Origin of the sequence: Vibrio sp. Vb1337, from assembly GCF_033338715.1 — a bacterium.
Classification (GTDB): domain Bacteria; phylum Pseudomonadota; class Gammaproteobacteria; order Enterobacterales; family Vibrionaceae; genus Vibrio; species Vibrio alginolyticus.
The window spans coordinates 157,505-169,832 of record NZ_JAWOTD010000006.1; the positions used below are offsets into that span (position 1 = coordinate 157,505).

General features: G+C 43.3%; 11 protein-coding genes. 6 read left to right on the forward strand and 5 right to left on the reverse strand.

Annotation, left to right across the window (positions count from 1 at the left end; all coding sequences use genetic code 11):
• Positions 1 to 283: 283 nt before the first annotated feature.
• Positions 284 to 1,306, forward strand: coding sequence for a tryptophan--tRNA ligase (gene trpS / locus R7E42_RS09130; RefSeq protein ID WP_137281842.1), 1,023 nt, complete (start codon positions 284 to 286; stop codon positions 1,304 to 1,306).
• A gap of 84 nt (positions 1,307 to 1,390) precedes the next feature.
• Here the strand turns inward: trpS and R7E42_RS09135 are convergent, their stop codons facing one another.
• Positions 1,391 to 2,347, reverse strand: a complete 957-nt coding sequence (locus R7E42_RS09135) for an ATP-dependent dsDNA exonuclease (RefSeq protein ID WP_253656958.1) — start codon at positions 2,345 to 2,347, stop codon at positions 1,391 to 1,393.
• Positions 2,344 to 3,672: a sphingomyelin phosphodiesterase gene (locus R7E42_RS09140; RefSeq protein WP_005388972.1), complete on the reverse strand. Its 1,329-nt coding sequence runs from the start codon at positions 3,670 to 3,672 to the stop codon at positions 2,344 to 2,346. Before R7E42_RS09140 ends, R7E42_RS09135 begins: the two co-directional genes overlap by 4 nt.
• Before the next feature lie 292 nt (positions 3,673 to 3,964).
• On the opposite strand from R7E42_RS09140, the gene R7E42_RS09145 reads away from it, so the two are divergent.
• On the forward strand, positions 3,965 to 4,231 hold the full coding sequence (locus tag R7E42_RS09145) for a hypothetical protein (RefSeq protein WP_005388970.1): 267 nt from the start codon (positions 3,965 to 3,967) through the stop codon (positions 4,229 to 4,231).
• 155 nt (positions 4,232 to 4,386) lie between these two features.
• Positions 4,387 to 6,015, forward strand: coding sequence for a methyl-accepting chemotaxis protein (locus tag R7E42_RS09150; protein ID WP_318072589.1), 1,629 nt, complete (start codon positions 4,387 to 4,389; stop codon positions 6,013 to 6,015).
• Between the two features lie 125 nt (positions 6,016 to 6,140).
• On the opposite strand, the gene miaE is transcribed toward R7E42_RS09150, so the two are convergent.
• A complete protein-coding gene (gene miaE, locus R7E42_RS09155; RefSeq protein ID WP_017634952.1) occupies positions 6,141 to 6,911 on the reverse strand; it encodes a tRNA isopentenyl-2-thiomethyl-A-37 hydroxylase MiaE in 771 nt (256 codons plus the stop codon).
• Positions 6,912 to 7,008: 97 nt separating this feature from the next.
• On the reverse strand, positions 7,009 to 7,773 hold the full coding sequence (locus R7E42_RS09160) for a hypothetical protein (protein WP_005378247.1): 765 nt from the start codon (positions 7,771 to 7,773) through the stop codon (positions 7,009 to 7,011).
• Positions 7,774 to 8,086: 313 nt separating this feature from the next.
• On the opposite strand from R7E42_RS09160, the gene cysB reads away from it, so the two are divergent.
• Both cysB and R7E42_RS09170 read left to right on the forward strand, forming a co-directional pair.
• Positions 8,087 to 9,061: an HTH-type transcriptional regulator CysB gene (cysB, locus tag R7E42_RS09165; RefSeq protein ID WP_005388967.1), complete on the forward strand. Its 975-nt coding sequence runs from the start codon at positions 8,087 to 8,089 to the stop codon at positions 9,059 to 9,061.
• A 53-nt stretch (positions 9,062 to 9,114) separates the two neighbouring features.
• Complete coding sequence (locus R7E42_RS09170) at positions 9,115 to 10,311, forward strand: methyltransferase (protein ID WP_318072590.1); 1,197 nt, start codon at positions 9,115 to 9,117, stop codon at positions 10,309 to 10,311.
• Between the two features lie 93 nt (positions 10,312 to 10,404).
• On the opposite strand, the gene ald is transcribed toward R7E42_RS09170, so the two are convergent.
• On the reverse strand, positions 10,405 to 11,529 hold the full coding sequence (gene ald / locus R7E42_RS09175) for an alanine dehydrogenase (protein ID WP_005378241.1): 1,125 nt from the start codon (positions 11,527 to 11,529) through the stop codon (positions 10,405 to 10,407).
• A gap of 156 nt (positions 11,530 to 11,685) precedes the next feature.
• On the opposite strand from ald, the gene lrp reads away from it, so the two are divergent.
• Entirely contained in the window at positions 11,686 to 12,180 is a 495-nt protein-coding gene (gene lrp / locus R7E42_RS09180; protein WP_005378234.1) for a leucine-responsive transcriptional regulator Lrp, read from the forward strand.
• The last annotated feature ends 148 nt before the right edge of the window (positions 12,181 to 12,328 follow it).

The following is a 12,328-nucleotide window of genomic DNA, read 5'->3' on the forward strand; positions in this document are numbered from 1 at the left end:
GGTGCGGTTTTGGTCATTGCGATGTCTTTACCAATGTAATCCTATTAATTGGCTGTTGGAACACTCACACTAATTCAGTACAAAACAGATTGAGTTCTGCGGTATGTGCTGTTAGTTTAAAAAACATGAAAATACACGTTCGCCCTTCATTAACAACCTTCTCTTGGTGGCGCTCTAAATAGAGCGGCGCGGAATACTTACATTCTTAAGCTGCTGGATGGTAGCTAAGAGTGTTTGATCTTTTTATCTCCAGTAGCGATCTATTAAATACTTGGAGACAAATATGAATACCCATAAAAACACATCTCAGCGTGAAATTATACTTACCGGAGATCGAGCAACAGGTCCATTACACCTAGGGCACTATATTGGTTCATTGAAACAACGAGTCAAATTGCAAACGGAGCACGAGCAAACAATCTTGGTCGCGGACATGCAAGGGTTGACGGATAACGCGCATAATCCATCAAAGGTATCCTCTAATATTCTCAATGTCGTTGCAGATTATTTGGCTGTTGGTATCAACCCCGCTCAAACTACGATCACGTTGCAGTCTCAAATTCCAGCGTTAGCCGAGTTGACAATGTATTACAGTAATCTAGTTTCTATCGCACGATTAGAGCGAAACCCTACGGTTAAAAATGAGATTCAGAGTAAAGGTTTTGAACGCTCTATTCCCGCAGGCTTTTTAACGTATCCAATTTCTCAAGCTGCTGATATTACGGGGTTTCATGCGACGCTAGTACCAGTGGGTGATGACCAACTGCCAATGTTAGAGCAAACTAATGAAATCGTGAGAAAAATAAACCATCTGGGTGGAAAAGAGGTTCTTAGAGAATGCCGTCCATTACTTAGCGATGCACCTCGTTTGCCGAGTACTGACGGTAAAAATAAGATGTCTAAAAGCATGGGGAACGCAATCAACTTAGGGGCCTCCGAAAAGGAGATTTCCGCGGCAGTGAAATCTATGTATACCGATCCCAATCATCTGAAAATTGAGGACCCTGGCCAAGTCGAAGGGAATATTGTATTCATCTACCTCGATGCTTTTCATCCTGATAAAAATTATGTCGAACAGCTAAAAGACCATTATCGACGAGGTGGGTTAGGTGATGGTTTGACCAAGAAAGTGTTAGAAGAATGCTTACAAGAGATGCTTCGCCCTATTCGAGAAAAGCGCGCTATGTATTTGAATGATAAAGCGCAGCTGATTGATATTTTAAAACAAGGTAGTGAGCGTTCTCGCGAGAAAACCGAAAAAGTGCTATTTGATGTGAAAGATGTATTTGGTTTAAATTTATTCTGAATTAAAAGTAGAGAGTTGAACATAAGGCACGACGGCTGGTTAGCAACGTGCCTTTTTAAGTTCCCAGTCAGTCAAAGCGCATTATTAAGAAGAAAAAAATTCACGACGAAAATCCGCGACTTCTTGTTGGTAATAGCTTTGCCATTCCGGTTCTGACAAATGTGAATGGCTAGAGGCTCTTTGCGTTCTTAGTTTGGACTCAAGTTGCTGTAATGCTTGTTGATAATCTTTGACTCGTTTTTTTTGCTCTGTAATTTGCTGCTGACGAGCATGAATGTTTTTACTTTCTTCTTTCGTTAAGTAAGTTCGTTCTAGCTCTGCGATGAGCGCCAAGCGATCTGGTAGGCTTATACTATTAGGAATCAGGGTGACCGCACGCTCATATTTTTCCTGGTCGCTTGTTAGCCCGATCGCACCTGCATGTTCTTGCCAGTCAATGGTGAGTTGCTTGAAAGCTCGCAAAAAGTTATCTGGGCTTTGAGTGTCCAGCTTTTGGGCTTCTAAGTTGAAATCGTACAGCGCGAACTCATCCGCGAAAACAACATCAGCCAATTCTCCCCAGATGCTTCTTGCTTCGTTCTTCAGCTGTGCAATACGCGACGCCAGTGATTGTTGCTCATCAAATAACAAATTTCCTACACTCTCTTGCCATTGGCTGCTGAGCTGAGGGTAGTTCGCCAAAAGCTGGAATCGAGCTGAAGATAAATGCGCCTCAAACAAGGCGACCTGCTCTTCACAACTACGGTTCAACATACACTCTTGCCAAAACGTCTCAAGTTGGGCGACAAGTTTCCTGCCTTTGAGTTGAGTTAATCGCTCAGTCGTTATTTGAACTGTGGAAGGGAGCTTAGTTGTTTGTGGTGAAGTATCCGTATCGGGCACGATGCTATTTGTTTGTGGTGATGTACTTGAGACACTCTTATTTTTTGTCTTAGGGGAAGGAGAGGAAGCGAGCTCTTCTTTTTGAACATCGTGATTGAAAGTTAAAAATATCATGCCCGCCATAATGGCGGACATGATTATCAAAGCGATTTTCTTCATGGCTTGATTGTTGCGCTTACTGGGAAATGGTCAGAAAGGTTGTAGTGTTTCCATAAACTCTCTGCGGTTGTGCGCGGCACGTCTACACGGTTGTCATTGAATGATTTCACCCCGTATTCACTACTCACCATAACATAGTCAAGGTATTCCACGTTTTCGCCACCTGATAACGCTTCACCTGCAAAGTTATTGATACGGGGATCAAAGGTTGACTCCGTGTAACCAGAGTAGTGAGGTTCGATGGCGCTTAAGTTAGCGATCATTTGTTGGTAGTCACTAGGGAACTTTCTTTTGTTTACGTTAAAGTCGCCGCTGTATACCACAGTTTCGCTTGAAGGAATTTTAAGAGATTGGGCGAGTGCGCGGATTTGTTTGAACTGGCGCTGACGATACTCACGGGCGGTGTCTGTATCGAAAGATGCGGTATGGGTAGCAAACACATGGTAAGCCTGACCACCTTTAATTATTTCCGCATAATTTACGCCTTTATCGGCAAAGCAGTCTGTACCAGAGCAATCGGGAAAGACATATTGCGCTTCGTTCACGATAGGGTAGCGACTAACTATGATTACGCCACCATCATGAATATTAACGCCTTCTTTATCTAACATCTTTGTTTGGTAAGGATATTCCTTGGCTAACTCACGTAAGAATGCTTCACGGCCGCTGGCAAACACCTCTTGCAGCGCCAAAACATCGTAACCTTTTACATGTTGAGGAATCAGTTCGTAACGATCTCCAATGTGCGATGCAATAGCCGTCAACGCCCAGATGTTATAAGTCATCAACTTAAGGTTTTGTTCTTCGTTGTCGACAGACTCCGCTACCTTGCTTGGCGTGATGGTGTAGTAAAGATCATCATATCGAGCGGTACTGTCTGACTTAAATGCCAGTTCGGTTTCTCTCGCACCAAAAGCGTTAGTGTTGGCACGATGAATGTTACGATCATCTTTGAGTGATAACTCGACATCGGCTGCGGACAAGCCGTATTCAATGGTCGAATTGTACCAATGGCCTTCCATTATTTGATTGAGTGTTATGCTTTCACCTTCGGGGCTAGAAACCACCGTTTCAAAACGGTAAGTTTGATTTGATTTCACGCCCTCCCAGCGGTTGAAGCTTAATACAGATTTAGTTTCCCACGGACCAAGTACCTGCACATGTTGTTGCCACTCTTCTCCGTATTGAAGCAAATCACTGCCTTCATGTTTTACTTGAATAGTTAACGGTTGATCAGAGTTATTCGTTAGGTAAACGTCGGTATCTGCAATGCAGGGTAACGCTATCAAGCTACTTAATAAAAGGCTCCACTGCGAAAATTTCATCTTATTTTTCCATCATTTGAACTAGAGCAATCATTCTTGTTTATAAATGTTACTTGCACGTTAAATATGGATGACATCTAAGCCAGCGCTGAAAATTGTTATCAGAATGTGATCTTTATTCAATGGTTAGGATGGGGGTATTGAGTGTGTGGCCGTTGAAGCGGTGGAAAAATAATACCAACAGTCAACGAATTGCATTCACTGCAATCAAGCTGTCATCTTTGCTCTATAAGTTGTGCGGCGTCATTCATCTAGCCATATGGCTAGAACTCAAATTGATAGATGGAGCACCATGGCTAGAGCAGTAAATCCAACCGATGAAACCATCATTAAATTGTTACAAGAGCAAGGTCTGATTAGAAGTGAAGCAGAAGCGCGTTTAAAGAAAGAGGTGTACCGCTTGCAGCCTAATGAGATAGCAAAAGTAAAAAATTATGCCCAGCATTTTGGGATAAACGCGAAAGAAAAGCTCATCGATGAGATCTTGGATCTGCGCCGAGAAGCGCTCATGAAAAGATGTAGACACAATACGGAGCATACGAGCCTATCTCTAAAATAGCTTGTGATAAAACTATCAATTACTGGTCAAGATTTGATCTCTCAAGCCGATGTATATAAGAGCGTTCAATGATATCGAGCGCAAAAAACAGTGTGTTTTAGAGGTTAAGCTTTCACTTAAGTGAGAGGTTTGGAAAGGCTGCGGGGAGAAAGTGCATGCGTATTAAAGACTTAAGTGTCGTAAAGAAAATATCGGTTAGTTATTTAACCGTTTTTGCCGTGTTTGGTTTAGTGTCAGTAATGTTGGTGCAAGGTTTGTTAACACTGAATAAAGACATCTCAGTGTTAACAGATAAAAGTTTACCTTCTGTTGCGATTTTGAAAGGTATCCAAGTTGATATTACTAAAGTGCGTAAAGATGAGTTCTCTTTATTGCCAAACGCAAATCACCCCAAAATTGGTGAGTGGTTAAAAGGCCTCGACCAATGGCGTTCTGATGTGCAGGCTGGTATTGCAGAATACGAAAAGCTCGACCTTAATAAGCGTGAAACGCAGTCTTTTAGCGTTTTTAAAGAAACTTGGAATCAATACATCAAAGAAACGAAGACTTACAACGCACTGCTAAGCCAAGGTGATGCTGAAAGTGCAAATGATGTAATTTTATCAAGTTTCGATACCTACTCAAAAGCGTTGAGCAGCTTGGATGATACCCTCGCGTTGAACGATGAGTTGGTGAATTTGATTGGTGAAGAAGTACAAAGTGAAGCGGCATTAACACAATACAGCGCTGCTGTTGGTGCGCTCGTCGTCGCATTGGTCATGGTAATGTCTGCCATGTTGCTTTCTCGAGTCATTTGCGGGCCTGTTGATCGAGCATTGGAATTCGCTTCCAAAATCGCCAAGGGTCAATTGAATAATCAAATCGACGAAAGTGAATTGAGCAAAGACGAGTTAGGAACGTTGCTCAAAGAGCTTGTCGGTATGCAAACAAACTTACATTCGTTGGTTTCTGAGATTAATGACTCAACGATTCAGCTAACGGCAGCAGTAGAGGAAGTGAGTGCTATTTCTTCTCAGACCGCCTCTGGTATGCAAAATCAACAAATTGAACTTAGCTCGGTGGCTTCTGCGATGACAGAGATGCAAGCTGCTGTAAGTGAAGTGGCACAAAATACCGAAGTTGGCGCAACCTCTGCTTATTCGGCTGCGGAAGTGGCAAAGCAAGGAACGGCGACGTTACAACAAACTATCGCAGTAATTGAGCGTGTATCACATACGATCCAAGAATCAGATGAACTAGCACGTGAGCTTGAATCGAGCTCAAACAATATCAATGTGGTCGTCGATGTGATCCGCGGGATTGCCGAGCAAACAAACTTGTTAGCACTGAACGCCGCAATTGAAGCCGCTCGGGCTGGTGAACAAGGACGTGGGTTTGCTGTTGTGGCAGATGAGGTTCGTTCTCTGGCGCAACGCACTCAAGACTCCACTTCACAAATTGTGGAAATTGTTAATCAGCTACAAGAGAGCAGCAGTAAAATAGGGCATTCAAGCCGTGATTGTCAGGAGGGTATTTCTCAGTGTGTTGAGCAAGTTAATGATGCTGATAGCCAGATAAAAGAAATTGAACATTCTGTCGATAACATAGCGCAAATGAGCACACAAATCGCAACGGCGTGCAGTGAGCAGAATTCTGTATCCGAAGAGCTGAATCGCAGCGTGGAGCATATTAATAGTGCTTCAACAGAGATGGCTGAGGGAGCTTCACAAACGGCTGTGGCTTGTCAGCAGATTAGTAGCCTAGCGCACAACTTGAAAACTCGAATGGGTTCATTCCAGCTCTAGTTGTTGTGTTTCAGCTTTATTCCTAACCTCATTGCTACAATAAATAAGCCGGACGAAATGTCCGGCTTATTTATTCTCTGTCTATATAAGTTCAGAGTATGCTCAACCTTGGGAGAATATGCTCGCTAGGCTGGAATACCACTGTGAAACTTAAAATCTGTATCTGGCGTAGAAATTAAATCTGCCTCTATACGTCCAAAGTAGGCGATGCGCTCGCTGATATCTTTGCCTGCGATTTGCTCCGCTAATACAAGATAATCCTGGTAATGGCGTGCTTCTGAACGTAATAAAGAAATGTAGAACTTTGCGATATCGTCATCCATATGTGGTGCTAGTTTGGCAAAACGCTCACAAGATCGGGCTTCGATGTACGCACCAATGATGAGTTTATCGATCAGCGTTTCCGGCTCATGAGTCTTCATATGCGAAATCAGTCCTTTAGCATAGCGACTTGCTGGAATATTTTTATACTCAATTCCACGACTTTCCATGATCTCTAAAACTTGATAAAAGTGGTGTAACTCCTCTTTTATCAAAAGCACCATCTTATCGATCAAATCTTGGCTGTATGGTGAGTCGGACTTAGCCATGATTGACTTAGAAATATTGCTCTTGCCTTTTAAAGTTTCCAATGAGCCTACGTTACGGTAAGCAAAATCTTCGTAGGGCTTAAACCAGTCAAGTAGAGCATGTGAACTGGATTGGTCAACGGCATACTTACGAATTAAAAACATGGCAGATTGGCCAGCTTTTAGTTCGCACAGTAGGTGGTCTAACAAAATGGTTTGAAGGTTCTCTGGTTTCTTTGCTTCCTCTACCCATTCATCAGGTGTACTGCATCGCAGAAATTGGTTAATGGGAGCAAGAAGATCTTGATAGGCGTCTAGATTCATCATTTTAGTTTTAGTACTTCACATTTTTATTGGGCATATCCGTTGTCTTGCGGATAGAAAAAAGGCTGCAATTGCAGCCTTTTTTGACCTGAAGTGAATGTTACCACTTTTTCTTCTCGCCGAAGAGAGCTTCCATGTCATTGTCACGCTCTTTGTCAGCAATCTGCTGCATTTCGGCATCGCTTTTATCTTGGCGCTTTTTATCTAAGTCACCTAACATCTCTTCAAGCTTTTGTTTCGCTTGAATAGAATAAGGATCGCTCTTAGTGCTCAAAGCATCGATACCTTTACGCAGCAGTTGAAGCGCGGTGCCTGGTTGGCCACGAGCGATAGAGTCGTTTGCTCTTTTGATGACATTTTCAATGTTGATGCGAATTTGCATCGTTTCCAAGCGCGCATTTTCGGTGACGTAAGTCTGGGTATCCAATCGGCCTTTGTTGTGCTCGTTACGGATAGTGTCGCGAAGTCGTTTAACCAGCTTAAGCATGACGATAGCTTGTTTATCACTACTCGGCATCTTGAAAGTGGTACTCTCGCCAGTAGGACCATTCTCTTTTAGCTGCGTAATCTGCTGCTTCATATTTTCGATACGTTGAGCAAGTTGCTTGTTCTTCGGGTCCAGCTCATGCATGCTCTCTAGCGCGTCAAGAATACGATTGTTTAGACACAGCAACAGCTCTTTACTAAAAGGGATATGGTGCGCATGACCAATCAACTCTTCAGTACCATCTATCAAGGCTACATATCGCGCTGATTCCTGCCTTTTTGCGGTTTCAACTTTAACCTTATATTGCAACATAATGTTATAGCCTAGGATTAACACCAGTAGGATGGCTACCAAAGCGATTATTAAACCAATATTCATATCTTTGCGTCTGCTTTACTTTTCTGCGGCTAGCGTTAAAGAATACATGAATCTTATCTTACTCGGCACCTTATTTGTTTGATTATTTTGTCTCTCCCACGTTTTAGTTACTGATAGAAGTCACATCATAGAACTTCGGTCATTTATTGGCTCAACTTTGTGCATATTGTTTCTTGCTTGAAGATTATTAGTATGTGATTGAGGTATAAGTTAGAAATTGCTGTTCATTTCGATTTGAACGCGTTATAACTAATTATTATATCGCTCGCTTGAGTGGCCAATAAACTCTCTCATGAATAAGTAAGGGATTACGATGAAACTGCAGCAGCTGAAGTATATTGTTGAGGTTGTAAACCATAATCTGAATGTATCTGCAACGGCGGAAAGCTTATATACCTCTCAGCCAGGTATTAGTAAACAGGTTCGGTTGCTGGAAGATGAGTTAGGTATTCAGATTTTTGAACGTAGCGGTAAGCACTTAACGCAAGTGACGCCAGCTGGAGAAGAAATTGTACGTATCTCTCAAGAAATTCTCGCTCGTGTAGAAAGTATCAAAGCGGTGGCTGGAGAGCACACCCATCCAGAAATGGGGACGCTGAATATCACCACGACACATACGCAGGCTCGTTATGCACTGCCAGATGTCATCAAAGGTTTTACTTCTCGTTATCCAAAAGTGTCGTTACACATGCACCAAGGTACACCGTCACAAATGTCTGAGGCGATAGCTAAAGGCACTGCGAATTTTGCGATTGCGACAGAAGCTCTTCACTTATATCAAGATGCCATCATGCTGCCTTGTTATCACTGGAATCGTTCAATAGTTGTGCCTAAAGACCACCCACTAGCGAAGAAAGACAAAGTAACGATCAGTGATCTTGCCGCTTACCCATTAGTCACTTACGTGTTCGGTTTTACTGGTCGTTCAGAGCTGGATACAGCATTCAACCGCGAAGGTTTAACCCCGCGAGTGGTGTTCACGGCAACTGATGCAGACGTCATTAAAACTTACGTTCGTATGGGTATTGGTGTGGGTGTGATTGCAAGCATGGCTGTGGATGAAGAGCAGGACGGTGACTTGGTTGCAATAGATGCGAGCCATTTGTTTGGCGCGAGCACCACGAGCATCGGCTTCCGCCGTGGTACATTCTTACGCTCTTACATGTTCGATTTTATGGAGCGTTTTGCACCGCACTTAACGCGTCCAGTGGTTGAGCAGGCGATTTCGTTGAAGTCTAATGCAGAAATCGAAGAGATGTTTAAAGACATCGAGCTTCCGGTGAGATAACACTTCATTGATGTTTCGATTCCCTCTACAATGCGCTCGTTGTAGGGGGAGCTATGAAAACGCAATTTCAATTTATTAATGACTGCTTAATCGAAAACCAATCTTTGTGGCGATTCGAGCCTTTTAAAAGCAGCATTCACACATCATTACCTTGGCAGGAGCAACATCCTCGACTGTGCCAATGGCTAGCGTCTCTTACTCCCTCTCAAATCGAAGAATACAAAGCAGCACCAGAACTCGCGTTAAAAGCACTTAGTCCGTTTTTGCCTGAGCTTGAACAACTCGCAGAACTGACTCATTTAGAGCTTTTGTCGTTAAACGGCTTGGAACTCGCTCGTGGTTTAGATAACGGTATTCCGGGACGTAAGTTGGAGCAAATTAGCTCGATGGGTGAAGCTGCAATTCAACAACACTGTGGCGAAGAATGGCTAGAATGGTGCTCAGGTAAAGGTTACTTGGGGCGAATCCTGACCGCGCAAACCGATCAGCCTGTAACCAGCTTTGAATACCAACAAGCACTGTGCGATTCGGGACAACAAGCAGCCAATGAACATCATTGGAAGATGACGTTTATTCAAGGCGACGCGTTTGATAGCAAAGCGAAAGCCGTGTTTAAGCCAACGCAACACGCAGTAGCACTGCATGCATGCGGTGACCTTCACGTTCGTCTAATGCAGTACGGCAGTGAAAATGGGATTGCTGCGATGACCATATCACCTTGTTGTTACCACTTGATTCAGTCGGCACAATACCAGCCGATGTCGGAATCGGGCAGGGCTTCTTCTCTCTCATTGTCTAAGCAAGAACTGCGTATCCCATTACAACAAACGGTGACAGGAGGAGAGCGCGTGCGTCGTCATCGTCAGCAGGAAATGATGTTTCGTCTTGGGTTTGATTTGATCACGCGACAAGCTTTGGGAATGGCAGAGTATCAGCCTGTGCCGAGTATCCGTAAGTCGCAATTAAGTGATGGTTTTGAATCTTTATGTCGCTGGGCAGCGGAGCAAAAAGGCATTGTTCTTCCTCAAGAAATCGATTTCTCTCATTTTGAAAAGTTAAGCGAACAACGCTTCTGGCAAATGGAGAGAATGAGCTTAGTGCAACTTGTTTTTCAACGTCCGTTGGAGATCTGGCTCGCATTAGACAAAGTGCTTTATCTTGAAGAACGTGGTTACCGTGTTAGATTGTCAGAGTTTTGCCCTAAATCGGTCACGCCTAGAAATATTTTAATTTGTGCATATAAGATTTAGTTATTCTTTATAGCCAAACGCTCTATATGAAAAAGCCCACTTATGAGTGGGCTTTTGTAAACAAAACGTGACAAGTTATGTTTTATTTTGTCATTAATTAAACATAGCGATAGCTTGAGTTGGTTCAACGTATTCCAAGTCAAAGCTTTCTGCTACTTCTTTACACGTTACTTTTCCGTGAATAACGTTTAGACCTTCAAGGAAGCCTTTATCTTCTAGAAGTGCTTCGCGGTAGCCTTTATTTGCTAACTTCACGATGTATGGAAGTGTAGCGTTGTTGAGTGCAAATGTTGAAGTGCGAGCAACTGCGCCAGGCATATTTGCTACACAGTAGTGAACCACTTCATCAACGATGTAAGTTGGATCTGCGTGAGTTGTCGCGTGCGAAGTTTCGAAACAACCGCCTTGGTCAATTGCCACGTCAACCACTGCCGCACCAGGCTTCATCTTAGCAATGTGCTCTTTAGTGACCAGTTTAGGTGCTGCTGCGCCAGGAATTAGAACGGCACCGATAACAAGGTCCGCTTCTAGAACATGCTTCTCGATAGCGTCTTCAGTAGAATAAACCACTTTTGCGCGACCTTGGAATTCTTCGTCAAGCTTACGAAGTGTGTCTACGTTACGGTCTAGAATAGTGACGTCAGCGCGAAGGCCAACCGCCATACGAGCAGCGTTTGCACCAACAACGCCACCACCAACGATAACGACTTTTGCAGGTTCAACACCAGGTACGCCGCCTAGGAGTAGACCACGACCGCCGTGCGATTTTTCCAACGTTTGCGCGCCAGCTTGGATAGACATCCGACCTGCCACTTCTGACATTGGTGCTAACAGTGGCAAACGACCCATATTATCTGTTACAGTCTCATAGGCTATACAGACAGCTTTGCTCTTGATTAGCTCATCAGTTTGTGGAAAATCTGGTGCTAGGTGTAAATAAGTAAATAAAATTTGCCCTTCGCGGAGCATTGCTCTCTCTACTGCTTGGGGTTCTTTTACTTTTACAATCATGTCTGCTTGCGCAAATACGTCAGCAGCATGAGGGAGAATGGATGCGCCGACAGCGATGTAATCATCGTCTGAAAAACCAATGCCGGCACCTGCATTGGTCTCAACTAAAACTTGGTGACCATGTGAGATGAGTTCTCTCACGCTAGCTGGGATCATACCAACACGATATTCGTGATTCTTGATTTCCTTAGGTACGCCAATGATCATCCTGTATCCTCTTTCTATAATGGTTGTATTAACTGTTAGTAGGGTGTTATTGTCGAATTAATAACTAGTATAGTTATAGATTTGTAAAATTTGGCACCAAATATTAAAAAGTTGTAGTATATTTTTTTGCAAGGAAGTAATAAGGTGGAATAAAAAATGGCAGACAACTATAAAAAGCCGTCCAAGGAACTAGACCGTATCGACCGCAACATTCTTAATGAGCTGCAGAAAGACGGTCGTATTTCAAACGTTGAGCTTTCAAAACGTGTGGGACTTTCTCCAACGCCATGTTTGGAGCGTGTACGTCGCTTAGAGCGTCAGGGTTATATCACAGGGTATACTGCATTATTGAATCCGCAGTTCCTGGATGCATCACTATTAGTATTCGTTGAGATTACGCTAAACCGTGGTGCGCCGGATGTGTTTGAGCAGTTTAACTCAGCTGTTCAAAAGCTAGACGACATACAAGAGTGTCATCTTGTTTCAGGTGACTTTGACTATCTTCTTAAAACCCGTGTATCAGATATGGGTGCTTACCGCCGACTATTGGGCGATACGTTACTACGTCTACCTGGCGTAAATGACACTCGCACATACGTTGTTATGGAAGAAGTGAAACAATCTAACCAGCTTGTGATCAAAACTCGTTAATTTCTTGCAAAGAAAGCGGTATATGCTTCCGCTTTCGCCAGAGAGTAATTGGGTTTTTCTCCTTGATATGGTTAAATCAATTTACCGAGCGGCTTGATGCCGCTCGGAATGTTTTGCAATTTCCTATTTCATTTCCATATTCAAGTTG

Coding starts and splice junctions, on each gene's coding strand:
- trpS (WP_137281842.1), top strand. CDS start 284: ATGAATACCCATAAAAACACATCTCAGCGTGAAATTATACTTACCGGA.
- R7E42_RS09135 (WP_253656958.1), bottom strand. CDS start 2,347: ATGAAGAAAATCGCTTTGATAATCATGTCCGCCATTATGGCGGGCATG.
- R7E42_RS09140 (WP_005388972.1), bottom strand. CDS start 3,672: ATGAAATTTTCGCAGTGGAGCCTTTTATTAAGTAGCTTGATAGCGTTA.
- R7E42_RS09145 (WP_005388970.1), top strand. CDS start 3,965: ATGGCTAGAGCAGTAAATCCAACCGATGAAACCATCATTAAATTGTTA.
- R7E42_RS09150 (WP_318072589.1), top strand. CDS start 4,387: ATGCGTATTAAAGACTTAAGTGTCGTAAAGAAAATATCGGTTAGTTAT.
- miaE (WP_017634952.1), bottom strand. CDS start 6,911: ATGATGAATCTAGACGCCTATCAAGATCTTCTTGCTCCCATTAACCAA.
- R7E42_RS09160 (WP_005378247.1), bottom strand. CDS start 7,773: ATGAATATTGGTTTAATAATCGCTTTGGTAGCCATCCTACTGGTGTTA.
- cysB (WP_005388967.1), top strand. CDS start 8,087: ATGAAACTGCAGCAGCTGAAGTATATTGTTGAGGTTGTAAACCATAAT.
- R7E42_RS09170 (WP_318072590.1), top strand. CDS start 9,115: ATGAAAACGCAATTTCAATTTATTAATGACTGCTTAATCGAAAACCAA.
- ald (WP_005378241.1), bottom strand. CDS start 11,529: ATGATCATTGGCGTACCTAAGGAAATCAAGAATCACGAATATCGTGTT.
- lrp (WP_005378234.1), top strand. CDS start 11,686: ATGGCAGACAACTATAAAAAGCCGTCCAAGGAACTAGACCGTATCGAC.